Origin of the sequence: Acinetobacter sp. CFCC 10889 (assembly GCF_003268395.1) — a bacterium.
Classification (GTDB): domain Bacteria; phylum Pseudomonadota; class Gammaproteobacteria; order Pseudomonadales; family Moraxellaceae; genus Acinetobacter.
Genome location: NZ_LQXQ01000036.1, coordinates 22347 through 42082 on the forward strand (window position 1 = coordinate 22347; position 19736 = coordinate 42082).

The 19736-nt window shown below is 39.9% G+C and carries 13 protein-coding genes; 9 read left to right on the forward strand and 4 right to left on the reverse strand.

Going from position 1 to position 19736, the window contains the following annotated elements; all coding sequences use genetic code 11:
* Nucleotides 1–129 precede the first annotated feature (129 nt).
* Together AVJ19_RS13790 and AVJ19_RS13795 are read right to left on the reverse strand one after the other, a co-directional pair.
* Nucleotides 130–3276 (reverse strand): efflux RND transporter permease subunit, encoded by a 3147-nt coding sequence (locus tag AVJ19_RS13790; protein WP_111860252.1) that lies wholly within the window; start codon nt 3274–3276, stop codon nt 130–132.
* A 2-nt stretch (nt 3277–3278) separates the two neighbouring features.
* Entirely contained in the window at nt 3279–4379 is a 1101-nt protein-coding gene (locus AVJ19_RS13795; RefSeq protein WP_111860253.1) for an efflux RND transporter periplasmic adaptor subunit, read from the reverse strand.
* A 200-nt stretch (nt 4380–4579) separates the two neighbouring features.
* On the opposite strand from AVJ19_RS13795, the gene AVJ19_RS13805 reads away from it, so the two are divergent.
* From AVJ19_RS13805 to AVJ19_RS13815, 3 genes are all read left to right on the forward strand, one after another.
* Complete coding sequence (locus tag AVJ19_RS13805) at nt 4580–5200, forward strand: TetR/AcrR family transcriptional regulator (protein WP_111860266.1); 621 nt, start codon at nt 4580–4582, stop codon at nt 5198–5200.
* A gap of 166 nt (nt 5201–5366) precedes the next feature.
* Entirely contained in the window at nt 5367–8057 is a 2691-nt protein-coding gene (ppc, locus tag AVJ19_RS13810) for a phosphoenolpyruvate carboxylase (RefSeq protein ID WP_111860255.1), read from the forward strand.
* Between the two features lie 273 nt (nt 8058–8330).
* Nucleotides 8331–9635: a solute carrier family 23 protein gene (locus AVJ19_RS13815; protein ID WP_111860256.1), complete on the forward strand. Its 1305-nt coding sequence runs from the start codon at nt 8331–8333 to the stop codon at nt 9633–9635.
* A 409-nt stretch (nt 9636–10044) separates the two neighbouring features.
* On the opposite strand, the gene AVJ19_RS13820 is transcribed toward AVJ19_RS13815, so the two are convergent.
* Nucleotides 10045–11181: a TDT family transporter gene (locus AVJ19_RS13820; protein WP_111860257.1), complete on the reverse strand. Its 1137-nt coding sequence runs from the start codon at nt 11179–11181 to the stop codon at nt 10045–10047.
* A gap of 205 nt (nt 11182–11386) precedes the next feature.
* Between AVJ19_RS13820 and ribF the strand changes: the two genes are divergently transcribed.
* From ribF to AVJ19_RS13850, 6 genes are all read left to right on the forward strand, one after another.
* Nucleotides 11387–12388, forward strand: a complete 1002-nt coding sequence (gene ribF, locus AVJ19_RS13825) for a riboflavin biosynthesis protein RibF (protein ID WP_111860258.1) — start codon at nt 11387–11389, stop codon at nt 12386–12388.
* Nucleotides 12389–12450: 62 nt separating this feature from the next.
* Nucleotides 12451–15294, forward strand: coding sequence for an isoleucine--tRNA ligase (gene ileS / locus AVJ19_RS13830; protein ID WP_111860259.1), 2844 nt, complete (start codon nt 12451–12453; stop codon nt 15292–15294).
* Nucleotides 15287–15823, forward strand: coding sequence for a signal peptidase II (lspA, locus tag AVJ19_RS13835; protein ID WP_111860260.1), 537 nt, complete (start codon nt 15287–15289; stop codon nt 15821–15823). Before ileS ends, lspA begins: the two co-directional genes overlap by 8 nt.
* Entirely contained in the window at nt 15820–16305 is a 486-nt protein-coding gene (locus AVJ19_RS13840; RefSeq protein ID WP_111860261.1) for an FKBP-type peptidyl-prolyl cis-trans isomerase, read from the forward strand. The genes lspA and AVJ19_RS13840 overlap by 4 nt, the downstream gene beginning before the upstream one ends.
* A gap of 135 nt (nt 16306–16440) precedes the next feature.
* Nucleotides 16441–16983: an NADPH-dependent FMN reductase gene (locus AVJ19_RS13845; protein ID WP_111860262.1), complete on the forward strand. Its 543-nt coding sequence runs from the start codon at nt 16441–16443 to the stop codon at nt 16981–16983.
* A gap of 430 nt (nt 16984–17413) precedes the next feature.
* A complete protein-coding gene (locus AVJ19_RS13850; RefSeq protein ID WP_111860267.1) occupies nt 17414–17896 on the forward strand; it encodes a lytic transglycosylase domain-containing protein in 483 nt (160 codons plus the stop codon).
* 61 nt (nt 17897–17957) lie between these two features.
* On the opposite strand, the gene AVJ19_RS13855 is transcribed toward AVJ19_RS13850, so the two are convergent.
* Complete coding sequence (locus AVJ19_RS13855; RefSeq protein ID WP_111860263.1) at nt 17958–19310, reverse strand: MFS transporter; 1353 nt, start codon at nt 19308–19310, stop codon at nt 17958–17960.
* Between the last annotated feature and the right edge of the window lie 426 nt (nt 19311–19736).

The following is a 19736-nucleotide window of genomic DNA, read 5'->3' on the forward strand; positions in this document are numbered from 1 at the left end:
TTTTTATACCTCAATCCATCACATCATTCTACATATTTTGTGTGGAAACGTCTAATGCGACTTGCTAGAAAAATTTAGGTGCTACTATATTGAATTTTTCAAAATTTCGCACCTAAAATTCATACATTTCTAGGAAGATTTTGCATCTTTTTGTACTTTAAACCACGCTGCATAAAGCGCTGGCAAGAAAAATAATGTTAAAAGTGTCGCAATTATAAGACCACCCATAATTGCGACAGCCATCGGACCAAAGAAAATACTGCGCGATAATGGAATCATTGCCAATACCGCAGCCAATGCGGTCAGAATGATCGGTCGAAACCGCCGGACAGTAGCATCTAAAATGGCATTCCATTGATCTTGTCCAGATGCGATATCTTGTTCAATTTGATCAATTAAAATCAGCGAGTTACGCATAATCATACCTGATAATGCAATCGTACCAAGCATTGCCACAAAACCAAAAGGCTTATTAAACAACAATAAGAATAACACAACACCAATTAAACCCAATGGCGCAGTCAAAAATACGATGAATGACCGTGCAATACTCTTGAGTTGAATCATTAACAACGTAAATACCACTGCCAAAAATAATGGCATACCTGCATTTACTGAGTTTTGCCCTTTGGCAGATTCTTCAACTGTTCCGCCAACTTCCACCAGATAACCATTTGGCAATTCTGTACGTAGTTGATTAATCTTTTCAGACAATTCTCCAACCACAGTGGCAGGTTGTAGATGTGTTCGAATATCAGCACGTACCGTGATGGTGGGTAAACGATTACGATGCCAGATCAAACCATCTTCAAACTTGTATTGAATATTGGCAATTTGTGACAATGGCACTGAACCACCTTGACTGGTTGGCACAGCTAAATTTGCAATTGAACCCACTTCAACACGTTCAGCTTGATCACCACGCAAGCGAATATCAATCAATTCACGTTTTTCACGATACTGATTAATCACTGCACCACTGATTGAACTATTTAAGAAATTGGCAATATCAACACTGCTCACCCCCATTTGACGTGCACGGTCTTGGTCGATTTGCAATGAAATGATTTTGCTTGGCTCACCCCAATCTAAGTGAACATTAGTGGTATTGGCATTTTGCCCGACAATCCCTGACACCTGATGTGCAAACTGACGTACTGTATTTAGATCTTCACCTGACACCCGATATTGGATCGGATAGCCAACAGGTGGTCCATTTTCCAATAAAGACACACGAGTACGCACTTGTGGCAACAATTGGCGAATTTGAGTGTCTAAAGATTTACGAATTTCATCACGGTCATCAAGTGAAGATGCCAACACGACAAATTGGGCAAAGCTTGCTTGTGGCAACTGTTGGTCTAAAGGTAAATAAAAACGTGGTGAACCTGTACCGACATAAGCAACATAATTATCAATACCTTTTTGCTTTGCTAAAAATGCTTCAACTTTTTTCACCGCTTGTTCAGTGGCTGCCAAAGAAGCACCTTCTTCCAATTTCAAATCCACCAAAATTTCAGCACGATTCGATGGCGGAAAAAACTGCTGTGGTACAAATTTAAACATCACCACAGACAAAGCAAAAATCCCAACTGTCACCATAATTACGGTTTTACGATAAGTCACACAAGTATTCACCAACTTTCTAAAGCTTTGGTAAAACTTGGTTTGGTAAGGGTCGTAATGTTCACCGACATGATGCACAACAGGTTGTGGTTCAGGTTGCTTTCGCAAACGTGCCCATAAGCGTTGATACCACGGCGCTTTTTGGGGTGTTTGATTAAAATCAGGTAAAAGTTTATCACCTAGGTACGGTACAAAAACTACTGCTGCAATCCACGACACGATCAAAGCAATCGTCACGACTTGGAAAATCGAACGGGTATATTCACCTGTACTTGATGCAGCAGTCGCAATCGGCAAAAAGCCTGCGGCAGTAATCAATGTTCCTGTCAGCATAGGAAATGCCGTACTGGTCCATGCATAGCCTGCAGCTTTCATTCGGCTATAGCCTTGTTCCATTTTGATTGCCATCATTTCCACAGCAATAATGGCATCATCAACCAACAAGCCCAAGGCGAGAATCAATGCCCCCAAAGAAATCTTATGCAGTCCAACATCAAACAGATTCATCCCTGCAAAAGTCATTGCCAATACAAGAGGAATGGAAAATGCCACTACCAAACCTGTACGGAAACCGAGTGAGAAAAAACTCACCAACAACACGATAATTACCGCTTCGGCTAAGACCTTAATAAACTCATGAATACTGCGTTGTACTGCTACAGGTTGATCGGATACTTTTTGCAGTTGCATACCCAGTGGCAATGTTTTTTGTAAATGGGTAAATTCATTTTCAAGGTTCTTCCCTAAAGCAATGATGTCACCACCTTTACGCATCGACACCGAAATACCAATGCCATTTTCACTATTAAAACGCATGCGTGGTTGTGCAGGTTCACTAAAACCACGATAAACCTCTGCCACATCTGCCAATTGAATGGTTTTATCTCCCACCAATAATGGCATTTGTTTCAAGTCATCGACTGATTTTAAAGCACCACCAACACGCACTTGAATACGGTCTGAACCCGTTTCAAAAAAGCCTGCGCTCGCCATACTATTTTGTTTTTGTAATGCATCTTGAATAGCAGTGATGGGAATACCCAGTTGCGCTGCTTTAGTATTAGACAGTTCGATCCAAATTTTTTGGTCTTGTAAGCCAACAAGCTCCACTTTACCAACATCTTTCACCCGTTGTAGCTGAAGCTGTAAACGATCTGCATATTCTTTTAAGGTGGCATAATCAAAATCTTTGCCTGTTAAAACATAAATATTTCCAAAAGTATCGCCAAATTCATCATTAAAAAATGGACCTTGTACACCATTTGGCAGTTGATGCTGAATATCACCTACTTTTTTACGGACTTGATACCACACATCAGGAATTTGACTCGATTTTAATGAATCCTTTGCCATAAACATGACCATGGACTCACCTGGACGGGAATACGCCATAATCTTGTCATACAGCCCCGTACTCATCAGTTGTTTTTCAATACGATCCGTCACTTGTAGCGAAACTTCTTCTGCCGTTGCTCCCGGCCAATAGGTTTGTACGACCATCACTTTAAAGGTAAATGGCGGATCTTCACTTTGTGATAATTTTGAATAAGAAACAAAGCCTACAATACCAAGCAATATCATGAAATAAAGCACTAAGCCTTTATTTCTGAGTGCCCATTCAGACAAGTTAAAGGATTGAAATGCACTCATCATCATGCCCCTTTCTGAATCGTCACTGCACGATTTTCACGGTCTACCGCTTTGATTTTTTGTTTTTCTCTTAATAAATGTACACCACCAATCACCACCCAATCACTGACATTTAATCCTGAAAGAATAGGTACATTGTCACGTCCATAAGCCCCTAAACGTACAGGTACTTTTCGAATCGTTTGGTTACTATTCACCACCCAAACATAGGGCTGATCATTATTTGCCGAGACACTGGATAAAGGCACACTCAATACATTATTTACATTTTGATTGAAAAATACGCGTGCACTTTGCCCCAACTGAATCACGGACTGCCCTTCTTTCAGTGCTACTTTGACACTAAAAGTACGGGATTGATCTGCCGCAGGGGAGATTTCACGAACATAAGCATTAAATTTATCTTGTGGTTTTGACCAAAGTGTTACCCATGCATCCTGCCCAACTTTGATCTGATTAATGGCTTGCTCAGGCACACCGATCACCACATCACGCTCACCATCAATTGCGAGTTGATAAGCTGCCTGCCCTGCGGAAATGACTTGCCCTACTTCAATATTACGCTGGGTAATCACACCGCTTTTATTAGCAAACAATTGGTTGTATTGAGTTTGATTGGCTGCAACTTCATAATTGGCTTGCGCCTGTTTCAATGTCGAAGAGGCAGCATCATATTGATTTTTCACTGCATCATATTGTGAACGACTGACTGCATTGCTTGGTAATAGTTGTTGAAAACGTTTAAATTCATCACCTGCAATTTTCACAGAGGATTGCGCATTTTCCAATTGAGCTTTGGCTGAGTTCAGCTGTAGTTGTGCATCTTTGACATCGAGTCTTGCTAAAGTCTGCCCAACTTTAACCCGATCACCAACATCGACATAACGCTCCGTAATTTGCCCACCCACACGAAAAGCCAATGCTGTACTTTGACGTGCTTGTACATCACCTGCATAACTTTTTTGCTCATCATGCGAAGTCGTTGGCTGTGTGACCATGACAAAAGGAATTTCTTCGGCTTCTGCTGCTGGTTTTTGGCACCCCACTAAAATCACACTACAGACCATCATCATACTGATGATACTTGCTTTAAAAATACTCATACGCAATGCTCTTATTGAAACGTTTTTTTTCGGGCAGAATACAGATCAGGGAAATGACGATTTGATCTATCCTGTGATAGCTCACACTGTTCAGTCACCTTTAAATAGTGTTCACTTTTTAATTAGTATACCGCAAGGTACATTAATTAATTTTGAATACAAAAGTAAATGACCCTATTGACTTTTTTTTGGAAAATTTAGTGCAAACACATGTAGGTCGTCCAAAGGACTTAGAAAAACGCAAACAAATTTTGGAAGCAGCCAAGGCTTTGTTTCTATTACATGGCTATCATGGTTCAAGCATGAATCAAATCGCCAAAACCGCAGGTGTGACCAAACTCACGGTGTATAATCATTTCCAAGACAAAGAAAATTTATTTACCTGCGCCATCGAAGAAACTTGTGAAGAATCTATCAATGCCCGACCACTTTGTTTAAATACGCATAGCGATTTCAAAGCCTGCTTTTATCAAGCCTGTGAATTGGCAATCAATATTATTTATTTACCTGAAGCCATTAAACTCGATCATTTATTATTAGAACTGGCTGCTGAAAAAAATCCGCTCGCTCTGCAATTTTATAATGCATCACACCAACGTATGTATGATGTTTGGCAAGATTTTTTTCAACAAGCGATGACCTTTAAATTTATTCGACCTGATGAAATTGGAAAACAAACTGATCTAATTTTGTCGTTGTTATTGGGGATTCGTCATCACGAAGTTTTACTTGGTATTCGCCCCTCACCTGATGCACAGGAAAAACATTTGATCATTCAAGACAGTATGGATTTATTCCTTTTACGCTATAACCCTGTGTGAATGTATTGTATTTCTAAATAATACTTCTGGTTTTTTTACGGCATACTATTTTTAACGGGATAAATTGCTGTTGAAATAGCCGACTGCTTTTCTACTTTTGTAGGGGTGTACTTGGAATGTCAGCATAGCAAGTTATAGTCATAAGGATAAGAACTGGAGAACAGCAATGATTCAACAAATTAATGCTCCACTGCGTGAAGATGTACGTTTACTCGGTAATCTTTTAGGTGAAACGCTAAAAGAACAAGCGGGACAAGATTTGTTTAATCAAATTGAGCAAATTCGTGCCTTAGCCAAAGGTGCACGTGATGGTCAAGTTGAAGCAGAAAAACAACTCGAACAACTTTTTCTCAACCTCAAAGATGATGAAATTTTGCCACTGACCCGTGCATTTTCACATTTTCTAAACTTCTCCAATATTGCTGAGCAATATCATGTGGTGCGCAGTCGCCGCCAAAGTGAATTTGATGAAAATGAACCGTCTCCGAATGTCCTTGTGCCACTCTTTGAACAATTTAAAAGTAAAAACATCAGTGCAGCACAACTGTATCAACAAGTCTGTGAACTGAGCATTGAATTGGTACTTACGGCGCATCCAACTGAAGTCAGTCGCCGTACCTTGATTCAAAAGTATGATGGCATTAATGATTGCCTGTCCAAATTTGATCAACAAAAACTCACCCCAAAACAACGTACAGACGTTTTAGCCGACTTAAAACAATTGATTTGTTCTGCATGGCAGACCGATGAAATTCGTCAACATCGTCCGACCCCTGTTGATGAAGCAAAATGGGGCTTCACCACCATTGAGCAAACCTTGTGGAATGCTGTACCCAAATTCATCCGAGAACTTGATGATTTGGTACAGGAAAATTGTGACAAAGCCTTGCCTTTGGACATTTCCCCGATTCGCTTTGCTTCATGGATGGGCGGTGACCGTGACGGTAATCCAAACGTCACCCATAACATTACCCAAGAAGTGTTATGGCTCTCTCGTTGGAAAGCCACCGACTTATATGTGCGTGATATTGAAGATTTACGTTGGGAATTGTCCATCGCAGCATGCTCAGATGAACTCAAACAAGCATTGGGTGGTGAGCATCCTGAGCCGTATCGTGAATATTTACGTGCCACCCGCACACGCTTAAAAGCAACACGTCAATGGTTGGCAAGCAAACTGCAAGGGCAACATTCCGATGTCGACCGCAGTCTGATCATTCGCCATAAAGATGAATTATTACAGCCGCTACTACTCTGCTACCGTTCATTGATCGACAGTAATTTACCTGAAATTGCCAATGGTAAATTGCTCGACTTTATTTACCGTGTGAATTGTTTCGGCATTGAACTGCTTAAACTTGATATTCGTCAGGAATCAGGTCGTCATCGCCAAGCGATTTCAGCGATTACTGAATATTTAGGGCTTGGTAATTTTGAAACGTGGACTGAGCAAGCCCGCCAAAACTTCTTGATTCAAGAATTACAAAGCAAGCGTCCATTATTGCCCAAACATTTAAATGAACCTGTGGGTAGCCTGATTCAGCATCCTGATGTGCAAGAAGTGTTTGCGACCATGCGTACTTTGGCAGAACAGCCCAAAGAAAGCTTAGGTGCATATATCATTTCCATGGCGGAATATCCAAGTGATGTGTTGGCAGTGCTGTTATTGCAAAAAGAAGCAGGCATCGAACATCCATTACGTGTGGTGCCATTGTTTGAAACCTTGAAAGATTTGGACAGCGCTGCAAGTACCATGAGCACTTTGTTCAATATGCATTGGTATAAACAGCATATTCAAGGCAAACATGAAGTCATGATCGGTTACTCAGACTCTGCCAAAGATGCAGGCTTTATGTCAGCCAATTGGGCACAGTATCGTGCGCAAGAAGAACTGACAGCAGTCGCACAACAACACGGCGTTCAATTGACCTTGTTCCATGGTCGTGGCGGTTCGATCAGCCGTGGTGGTGCGCCAACACAGCAAGCATTATTCTCACAACCACCGGGGTCGATTTCAGGGGCAATTCGTGTCACTGAACAAGGTGAAATGATTCGCTTTAAATTCGGCTTGGAAGAAATTGCCTTACAGAATTTGGAAATTTACGCTGCTGCAACACTTGAAGCAACCTTATTACCACCGCCTGTACCCAAACAAGCGTGGCGTGATTTGATGCATACCATGACCGATTTATCAGTACAGGTTTATCGTCAAACCGTGCGTGAAAATCCGCATTTTGTAAAATATCTCCGTACTGTCACACCTGAACTTGAACTGCAAATGTTACCGCTTGGCTCACGTCCTGCAAAACGTAAAGTCAGCGGTGGAATTGAATCTCTACGTGCTATTCCTTGGGTCTTTGCATGGACACAAATCCGTCTGATGCTGCCTGCATGGCTCGGTACAGGTGCTGCAATTAACCAAGTGATTGATCAAGGACATAAAAATCTGTTGGATGAAATGTTGGCAGAATGGCCATATTTCCAAACCTTGATTGATATGTTGGAAATGGTACTGTCTAAAGCCGATTCCAATATTGCTTTGTACTATGAATCACATTTGACTGATGATGAAGATTTAAAAGTACTCGGTGCTGAATTACGTCAACGCTTACATGATGCGGTACAAACTTTATTAGCCATGAAAGGTGAATCAAAACTTTTAAGCTCCAATGATGTACTTGATCAAGCCATGAAAGTGCGTAAGCCGTATTTATTGCCATTACATTTATTACAAGCGGAACTGATGAAACGCCGCCGTGCATATTTGGCGGAAAAGCAAGCAGAACATACCCCTGTTGATCATGCCTTAATGGTGAGTATTGCAGGGATTGCCGCAGGTTTACGTAATACAGGTTAATTATTGCGATTTGCATTTTGAGGAGATGTTCGCATCTCCTTTTTTATTGCAAAAATAAAAGCAATTGCAAAAAAGCATATTTTTTATCATTGAAAATAAGCAAAGACTTTAATGCATTGATTTTATTTATATACAATATTTTATATTTATACCAATTGGTAAAATTTAAAAATAAAGCTGAATAATAGCAAGCCTTTAATTTTACTTAATAGATGAAACTTCAATAAAAGAAAGCGTATGATATGCACAATTTGATTTTTGAGCGCTCATTTTATGTCCAATTGGTTTCCAAAATGGCGTCCTTATGACGGCAATATTGATGCCCGCCCTGTCGGCACCAATGAATATCTCCCCCCTGCCCAAAGCGCTGTACTCGGCATTCAGCATGCATTCGCCATGTTTGGTGCAACCGTACTTGCGCCATTTTTAATGGGTTTTGATCCAAACCTTGCGATTTTAATGTCAGGGATTTGTACTATTCTATTTTTTATCATCACAGGTGGTCGAGTTCCAAGTTATTTGGGTTCAAGCTTTGCCTTTATTGGCGTGGTGATTGCAGCAACAGGTTATGCTGCATCAGGTACAGGTGCACCGAATGTCAACATCGCCCATGCAGCAGGCGGGATTATGGCATGTGGTATTTTATATGCCATTTTCGGTTTTATTGTCATGGCAACAGGCACAAAATGGATCGAGAAACTGATGCCACCTGTGGTCACAGGTGCTGTCGTGATGATCATCGGTTTAAACCTTGCACCCGTCACGGTCAAAGGTGTTGCAGGCAATAACTTTAATATGTGGATGGCGTTGGTGACTGTGCTGTGCATGGGTTCAATTGCGGTATTTACCAAAGGTTTATTACAACGTTTATTGCTTTTGGTCGGTTTATTGTCAGCATATTTGATCTATTTTATCGTTGCCAATGTCATGGGCAATGGTACACCGATTAACTTTGCACCGATTCAGGAAGCGGCTTGGTTTGGTACACCAACTTTCCACGCACCTGTTTTTGATGTCAATGCCATGCTGATTATTGCCCCGATTGCCTTAATTTTAGTAGCTGAAAACTTAGGCCACATCAAAGCTGTCAGTGCCATGACAGGTGAAAATCTTGACCCACACATTGGTAAAGCCTTTGTTGCTGATGGTATTGCAACCACACTGTCAGGCGGTGTTGGTGCACCCGGTATGACCACCTATGGTGAGAACATTGGTGTCATGGCAGTCACCCGTGTTTACTCAACCATTGTTTTCGTAATTGCAGGTGTTTTTGCGATTTTCTTAGGATTTTCTCCAAAGTTTGGGGCAATCATTCACACCATTCCAACCGCGATTCTGACAGGTGCTTCGATTGTGGTCTTTGGTTTAATTACCATTGCGGGTGCGAAGATTTGGATCGAAAATAAAGTTGATTTTTCCAAGAATAAAAACTTGATGGTTGCTGCAGTGACCATCATTTTAGGTACAGGTGACTTTGCACTTCAGTTCGGCGATTTCAATTTAGGTGGCATTGGAACTGCAACCTTTGCAGCCTTGATCTTGAACTGGTTCTTTAGTTTAAAAGACAAATCAGAATAATTTTAAAATAATAACGTTAATTTTTTGAGCAGCTGAAAGGCTGCTTTTTTATTTTAAAATTAAAAAACAACTACCCAAAAATACAATATATTTCAGCCAATAAAAAGCCCCTAATTCTACTAATGCCAGTCAGTTAAGGTTTTTTGAATCCTCCCCTTGCGGAACATGTTCCTCACCTTTTCCAAAGGAGGGGGCTTTTCATTACTGAAAATCATTTTAGTTGCAAGAAGTTCCCCCTCTTTTTCAAAGATAAGTAGCGAGGCTACGCAAGAGGGGAGATTTTAGGAATTTTTCAAATAATTTTGCTTAACTGATCAGCATTACCTAATTCTACGAACTAAGGGCTTTGATATTTTTAAATCATCTAAATAACTTTTAGATTCCTTTTAAATAACTTGCTAATCAACCACTAAGCCTGTTCTCTCTCCAACAACGCCTTTAAACATGGTGAAAAGAATAGGTGTCCTTGATACATGCCTTTCACGGTTTTCGCCATCACCATCACCCAAAGTAACATCAAGATTGCTGCAAATGCCAAGCCTGCATCGACAATAAAATTGACATGGATTTGATAACCTAAATTCAACACCGCCAAAGTGAAGACACCCAATGGGAAAGTTAAACCCCACCAACCGAGGTTAAATGGTAAATCTTTGGCAGCATGTTTCAGTGTGGTTAAAATCGCGATGGCAAACCACCAAATCCCAAAACCAAGTAAGATAAAGCTTGCCATGATGCCTGCATTTTGGAAGAACACCCCCAATTGCTGCATCTGAATAAAAGCTAAAACCTGTGGCGCTTGTGCCCCTAAAACCAACAATGCCAAAGCTCCTGTACCAATCGGTCCTAAAGCCAACCAACCTGTGATCGCCAATTCTTTACTTGGTAATTGGTGCAAAGCCAGACGCAACATCAAAATGCTCAAAATTCCAAAGGCAGGCAGTACAGACATGCCCCACAACACATAACTGGCGAATAGAATCCCAACCGCTTCCTGTCCCGCAGGTAAATGTGCCAACAATAAACCGCCTGAAGTTGCTGCAACTTCACATGCAACGATTGGCAATAACCACATCGCAGTCATGGTCTGCAATTCGTGCTTTTGCTGACTGAACATGAAAAATGGCACGATGATTCCGATCAGTACAGCCAAAATCACATCGAGATACCACAAGCTTTGCGCAATTTGCACCGCAACATCACCATAAAGCGCAATACCATATTTTAAAAAGCCATTAATCACTGTTGCGAGTCCCATCGGAATTGCACCTAAAAACAGTGCCATACTTGAATGAGAAAAAATCTGCCGTGCTTCATGAGGATAAATCAGCCAACGTAAAATATAGAGCAAACTAAACGCACAGAATAATAGTGTATTGAATTGCCACAAACCTGTACCTAATGCCCAAAATAACTCATGCGCAAAAGGAAATTCAGATATGATCAAGGCAACCACACCTGTACCCATAGTCATGGTGAACCAATTCGGAGTAAACTGACGAATCACATCACGGTTTTGTGCAAGTTGATAAAATGGCTTTTGCATCGCTTCATCCTCATTTCAGCAGATAAATTGATTATAAAAGCCACTACTAATAAATAAAATTGATTTGTTTTTATAAAATGAATCAATTTTTCTGATATAAAATAAATTATCAATAATTTTTTCTGGATAAAAACACAACAACAAAGACGAAACTGTGAGAATATGGCAATATATACCTTTCAAATTTTAAGCTTATTTTGAAATCATGCAGCTGTTACGTCTAAATGCCTTAGCACCGAATTTTCAATTGCCACCGACCGCAGTGACGATCGGCAATTTTGATGGTGTCCATTTGGGACATCAAGCCATGGTTTCGCAACTGAAAGATGTTGCCAAAACACAAAATTTAAAAACCTTGGTGATGATTTTTGAGCCTCAACCTTTAGAGTTCTTTAAAGGCTATGAAGCACCGCCACGTATTACGTCACTCAGAGAAAAAGTAGAATATTTAACTGAGCTGGGTGTGGACTATATTGCGATTGCCAAATTTGACAATCAATTCCGTAGTTTAAGTGCTGAAGAATTTGCTGATTTACTGAAAAATCAACTGAATGCACAAAGCTTGGTATTGGGCGATGATTTTCATTTTGGAAAAAACCGCCAAGGCAACAGCGAATTTTTAAAACAATATGGCTTTGCTGTCACCAACTTAAATACCGTTGATTTTAATGGTGAACGTGTCAGTTCGACCCGTATTCGCCAAGTCTTACAAGCAGGTGATTTATCACTGGCTGCAAAATTATTGGGTCGTCCTTATAGCATGACGGGTCGTGTGCAATATGGCGATCAAATTGGGCGCACGCTGAATTTTCCGACCATTAATGTACGTATGGGACGTCATCGTCCATGTCTCAATGGCATTTATGGTGTGGATGTGGTGTGTGAAACCCTGTCATTGACCGATAAAGTCAAAGCAGATCATCCTGCTAAATTGGGCGTTCAGGGTTATCAAGAAAATGCACTGTATGGTGCAGGTCATGTCGGGACACGCCCAGCGATTAAACAAGAACATCCCGAATGGCGATTAGAAGTACATTTTCCTGATGTTTCTGCTAATCTGTATGGTCTGTTAATGCGGGTCACTTTCCTCGACTATTTACATGGTGAATTAAATTACCCATCTCTTGAAGCGCTACAGGCGGGGATTGATGATGATGTCGAGCGACTGCTTGAGTTTCGTAAAAACACCCCCAAATTTCCTTTTTAAACCCGATTTTTTATTGTAAAACGCGTCAGCAATGGTGCTGATAATATTGGAAGACAACTTGCATGAGCGATAAGCAAACTCCTGAAAATGCTGTGGATTATAAATCTACGCTGAATCTACCAGGTACTGAATTTGCGATGAAAGCAAATCTCGCAGTACGTGAAGCGAAATGGTTGGAAGAGTGGTATGCCGACAACATTTATCAGCAGATTCGTGCATCGCGTATTGGCAAGAAAAAATATGTGCTCCATGACGGCCCTCCGTATGCAAACGGTCAGATTCATTTGGGTCATGCGGTCAATAAAGTCCTGAAAGATATCATCATTAAAAGCCGTGTCATGGATGGTTTTGATGCACCATACGTACCAGGTTGGGACTGTCACGGTCTTCCAATCGAACTGAAAGTCGAAGAAAAAGTCGGTAAAGTGGGCGTTAAAGTTGATGCATCAACTTTCCGTAAAGCCTGCCGTGAATATGCCAACACACAAATCGAATTACAGAAAAAAGATTTCGTGCGTATGGGCGTATTTGGTGATTGGGACAAACCTTATTTGACCATGAACTTCAAACAAGAAGCGGATATCGTTCGCTCATTGGGTGAAATTGCCAAAGCAGGTCATATCGAACCAGGTCTAAAACCTGTCAACTGGTGTCTGGACTGTGGTTCTTCATTGGCTGAAGCTGAAGTCGACTATAAAGACAAAAAATCGGATGCAATTGATGTCGGTTTCGGTGTAGTTGATCTTGCTGATCTATCAGAAAAAGTCGGTGTGACTGTATCCAATCCTACAGACATTGTGATCTGGACGACTACACCTTGGACACTGCCTGCGAACCAAGCGGTTGCCCTGCACGCTGAAATTGAATACCAGCTGGTTGAAGTTCAAACTGAACGTGGTACACAAAACTTAATCTTGGCTAAAGATCTGGTTGAGTCTGCATGTGAACGTTACAAACTTGAAAATCCAAAAGTATTGGCGGACTTTGTCGGTGCAAAACTTGAGAATTTAAAACTGCAACATCCTTTGCTTGCTGAACGTCGAGTGCCTGTAATTTTAGGTGAACACGTCATCGCGACCAGTGGTACAGGTGCGGTACATACTGCGCCTGGTCATGGTGTGGACGATTATAAAGTTGGCTTACAGTACAACTTGAAAGTGGATAATCCTGTAGGCGGTAATGGTGTCTATTTACCCACTGCACCGATTTTTGCAGGCGAACACATTTACAAAGCCAATCCACAAATCATTGCAGCATTGAGCGAAAGCAACAAGCTTTGGGCGCATGTGCCAATCATGCACAGCTACCCACACTGCTGGCGCCATAAAACCCCTATTATTTTCCGTGCAACGCCACAATGGTTTATCAGCATGGACAATAAAGGTTTACGTCAAGACGCTTTGAATGCCATTGAAAATGAGATCGGCTTTGTCCCTGATTGGGGTAAAAACCGTATTCAGTCGATGATCGAAGGTCGTCCAGATTGGTGTATCTCACGTCAACGTACTTGGGGTGTGCCAATCCCATTCTTCGTGCATAAAGACACCAATGAATTGCATCCACGTACCCCTGAATTGATCGAAGAAGTTGCGAAATTGATCGAACAAGAAGGGATTGATGGTTGGTATAACCGTGATGCGTCTGAGTTTATCGGTGCAGATGCGGAACAATACAATGCAGTACGTGACACTTTAGACGTATGGTTCGACTCTGGAACAACGCATTATGCAGTACTTCGTGAACGTGAAGAATTGCAAGATCCTGCTGATTTGTATCTTGAAGGTTCAGACCAGCATCGTGGTTGGTTCCAATCATCATTGTTGACGTCAATTGCGATTAACAAACGTGCACCATATAAAGCCCTTCTTACTCACGGTTTCGTGGTGGATGAGAAAGGTCGCAAGATGTCTAAATCAATCGGGAATATCATCACCCCTCAAGACATCATCAAAGATATGGGCGCAGATGGTTTACGTTTCTGGATTGCTTCTGCCGACTATCGTTATGAAATGACGGCTGGTAAAGAAATTTTTAGCCGTGCGTCTGATGGTTATCGTCGTATCCGTAATACTTTACGTTTCTTATTAGCAAACTTAAATGGTTTCAAACCTTCGACAGACTGCTTGCCTGTAGATCAATTGATCGCGCTTGATCAATACATCCTACAACGTGCGGCTGATGTACAGAAAACTATTCAGCAAGCTTATGAAGATATGAACTTCCATATAGTGACCAATGCTTTGACGAATTTCTGTATCAATGACTTAGGTGGTTTCTATTTAGACATCATCAAAGACCGCCAGTACACGACTAAAGCGGATTCGCAAGCGCGCCATTCTGCACAAACTGCCTTGTATCATCTAGTTCAAGCCTTTGTACGTTGGATGTCACCAATCTTGAGCTTCACTGCACAAGAAGCATGGCCATTAATCCCAGAACAGTCTGAAAAATATGTATTTACTGCAGAATGGTATGACATTCCAGTGGCATCAACTGCGAATTTGATCTCAGAAGCAGATTGGCAAACCTTGATCACGGTTAAATCAGCCGTGAACAAACAAATCGAAGCGGCACGTAATGCCAAACTGATCGGTTCTAACCTGTCTGCCAAAGTAGAACTTTGGGCAAATCCTGAGTTGAAAGCGGTATTGGATCAATTGGGCGATGAACTACGTTTTGTCTTGATCACTTCAACCGTGATTGTAAAAGACTTTGATGCTACACAAGGCGAAACCACTGATCTTGAAGGCTTACGCGTTCAAGTGTCTGCGGCTGAAGGTGAAAAATGTGCGCGTTGCTGGCATGTTCTTCCAGATGTAAATACACATCTTGAACATCCAGGACTGTGTGCTCGTTGTATTATCAACCTTCCTACAGGTCAAGGCGAAGAGAGAAAATATGCCTAATCCACAGAATAAAAAGGGCTTATTCCAGTTTTATCCGCATAACTTACTCTGGCTAGGACTTTCTGTCCTTGCCATTGTAATTGACCAATGGACAAAGCATATTGCAACCACAAAGTTGTTATATGGTGAGCAAAACCCAGTATTGCCCTTTTTAAACTGGACATTGGCACATAATTATGGCGCAGCTTTCAGCTTTTTATCTAATGCTGGTGGTTGGCAAAAATATTTCTTTACTGGTTTGGCAGGGATTGTTTCCATTATCTTTATTTTTTGGCTGATGCGTATGCCGAAAAAGATTACAGTTTTACCTGCTGCCATTGCCCTGATTTTAGGTGGTGCAATAGGCAATCTCATCGATCGTGTTTCACTAGGTTATGTTGTTGATTTTATACATGTATATTATAACAACAGCCACTTCCCGATCTTTAATATTGCAGACAGTGCGATCACTTTAGGCACCATTTTATTGTTAATTGATACCTTCTTTTTAGAAAAGAAACGTATTCAAAATGCGGAAAGCGCAAAATGACTGACGAAATTATTAATCCCAATGAAGAAACCCGCATAGCAGATGGCTCAAAAGTAGAGTTACATTTTTCTGTTGCCATTGAAAATGGTGTGGAAATTGACAATACCCGTAGCCGTGAAGAACCTGTCAGCCTGATCATGGGTGATGGCAGCCTATTGCCTGGTTTTGAAAAAGCTTTATTTGGTCTGCGCGCAGGTGACCGACGTACTGTTAGTCTTCTTCCAGAAGATGCTTTCGGGCCTTGGAACCCTGAGAATGTGCAAAAATTTGACACAGTAAAATTTGAACAACGTCCTGTTGAAGGTCACATGATCGAATTTGAAGACAAAGCCAAACAAAGCTTATTTGGTGTAGTAAAGACTGTTGGTGAAGATATTACTGAAGTAGATTTTAACCATCCATTGGCAGGTAAAAATATTACATTTGAAGTCGAAATTTTCAAAGTGACTCCTGCAGGTCAGCAAGGTATAAAATTGATGTAATTTCGATCTAATCAAACCCAAAGCTCCTTCGGGAGCTTTTTTATAGACAAAAACTCAATAAATACAATTTATTGCTATCCAAAAGTAATTTTTCAGACTAATTTAAAGCAACAATATGATAAAAGTAGGAAATACATGAATATATTTATTATTGTAGGCAGCATCCGTGAAGGACGTACTGCGATTAAAATTGCAGAATGGTTATCGAAAGAAATTACCCAACTTGGTTTCAGCACTCTAAATACTAAAATTATTGATCTTAAAGAATGGGATTTACCATTTTTTGCAGGTGCCCACCCTCCTGCTTCAGGAATCTATGATCAACCGAAGCAACAACAATGGGCGGATCAGATTGCTCAAGGCGATGCTTTCATTTTCATTTCCCCAGAATATAATCACGGCTATAGCGCAGTACTGAAAAATGCTATTGATTACCTAGGCAAAGAATGGAAAGCCAAACCTTTTGGTATTGTCAGTTATGGCGGAAATAATGGCATCTCTTCAATTGAACAGCTCAAACAAGTCTGCACGACATTAGATATGGTTGATGCCAATGCAATCATTCAATTACGAGATATCTTCAATCGTAATAAAACTGAGCATTTTGAAGCAAATGAATTTGACAATAAAGCTGTCGTATCCGTAACCAATAAACTGATTCAATACAGCAATGTATAAGATTTTAGAATAATGAAACAGTCATGTAAGCTTTCACTTACACGTACTGTGACTATTTGCAGCTATGCAGTGATCGTAAAATTGCATATTCTATAACACATAGGGAACAGGAAGTTTCCAAAACGAAAAACAACAACAATAAGTTTTAGCATCAGGACGTGAGGTACAACAGGAGTTATACCTATAGCAACCGATACGAAAAAGCTCAATCAGGATGATTGGGCTTTTTTCTTATTCATCCACTCACATTCCTTTGCAAATCTTAAAAAATTCAGCATTGACTCTCTGTACAACGCTACCTAAGCTTTGATAAATATTTTATTTTGGTTGTACTTCATTGATTTCTACTTATTTTTCTAAATTTGATAAAAAAATTTTACCCTCATATTCAGGTTTTCTAAGTTTAGTACTCCTATCTAGTACACTGATCATGGCAGGTTGTTCGACGCTTGGTCGAGGTTCCATTGAAAAACGTTCAGCCAAATTAGCACAGGGCATTCAAAAAGCATATGCTGTAGAAAGTAATACAGCTACACGTATTGCACCAATGATTATACAAAATGCTGAGCAATATGATGTAGACCCATTACTTTTAGCAGCAATGATTCGTCAAGAATCCAGTTATCGTAGCAATGTCATTTCACCTGCAGGTGCTGTTGGACTTACCCAAGTCATACCCAAATATTGGCAACAAACTTGTCAGGGAGATTTATTTGATGAACATACCAATATTCACTGTGGTACCTATATTTTAGCCCAATATAAGCAATCTACAGGCGATTGGAAGAAAGCATTAGCATATTATAATGTTGGACCTACAGGTTATCAGTCTAGTTGGAAAATGAAACGTCAAGGCAAAAAATATGCACGAGAAGTTAAACAACACCAAACTCATTTAAAAAATGCATTGTAACTTTTAAATCCGCAATAAAAACCTTGGCATTTGACCAAGGTTTTTTATGATTTAATCTTGCTTAATTAGTAGAAATTGCTGCAGCTGCTTTCACTTCTATTTTACTTTCAGCTTTTTTAATACGAATACATGAGATCGCAATCGCACCAATAATACCAGGAATTGCAACCGCAATAAAATTCCATTTATGAGGTAATTCTAAACCGAGTAAATAACCAATCAAAATTGGTCCTACAATTGCACCAGTACGCCCAATTGCTGAAGCCCAACCAATCCCTGTAGAACGTACTGCAACTGGGTAAAATTGAGCAACATAGCTATAAAGTAAAATACTACAGCCAATAGAAGATGCACCCGCTAAACTTACTAAAAGATAAATCACAGGCTGTGGTGAATTAAAACCAAGTCCAACCAATGAGCAAACACCCACTATTAACATACCAATCAATACAGGTTTGAAATTAAAACGATCTGCTAAAACACCACCACCAATAGTACCAATCACAGCACCAATATTCAGTGCCATTAAGAACATTAAACTACTGCCTAGTGAATAACCCGCTGCCATCATCAATTTTGGCAACCAACTGCCTAATGCATAAAGCATTAATAAGCACATAAAGAAAGCAACCCAAAATAACAATGTACCGACTGCACGATTCTCAGAGAATAAAGCTTTCACCGAAGCAGTTTGTGTTTGATCATCTGATGATAAAACCAATTGTGTTTCAGATGTTACTTGTGCTGTTGGTTCAATTTTCTTTAAGAAATAACGTGCTTCATCCATTTTTTGTGCTTTAACTAAGAAGGTTAAAGACTCAGGTAAAAATTTCCAAAATAATGGCACAAATAATAATGGAATACCTGCAATATAGAACATAATTTGCCAACCAAAATCAGCCGCAAACCATGTACCACATAATGCAGCCATAATTCCACCCACTGCATAACCACTAAACATCGTCGTCACTAAAGTACTTTTTAAGCGTTGTGGTGCATATTCTGCTGTTAATGCAACAAGGTTAGGTAAAACACCACCAATCCCTAAGCCTGCAATAAAACGTAAAATCCCAAATTCAGTTGGATTTGAAGCAAAGCCACCCAAAAAAGTGAAAAAACTAAATAAAGAAACACAAATTAAAATTACTTTTTTACGCCCGATTTTATCTGCGAGCATACCAAATGACATCGCACCAAACATCATCCCTGCTAATGCAGTACTGGCAAGCATTCCTGCTTGAACAGCGGTCATGCCCCACTCTTTCATTAATAATGGTAAAACTACCCCATTAATCGCTAAATCATATCCATCAAATAAAACGATAAATAGACACCAAAGAATAATATTGACATGGAATGATTTAAACTTCGCATGATCCACTACAGCATTTACATTCATTGTTTGCGCTGTCATTTTACTCACCTCCAATTGTGAGACTTAATTTTAATATACAATGAATGGCTGTTCATTTTTTGTCTAAAACCTTATAAGCATAAATACATATCAAAAAGGTATGCTAATTGCTTATTGGTATAAAATGTCACCTTAGAATGATTAAAAAGATCAGTAAAACACATAGATTATATGAAAAGTGTAACTTATTAAAAATTTTAATTATTTATAAACAGTTAGTTATAAAAATCAACCTCACACATTAGACTTTAGTTAGCTTGCAAACATAAAAATATGTAAATAATTGAAAAATCTTTAGTCTAATGCTTTAAATTTTATTTCCAATTCATGTGAATTAATCACGTAATTATAGCTAACTTCCATATTATTCTGTATACGCTAGTAAAATCTATACGCACATAAAAAAACACCCTCAACCGTCAGGTT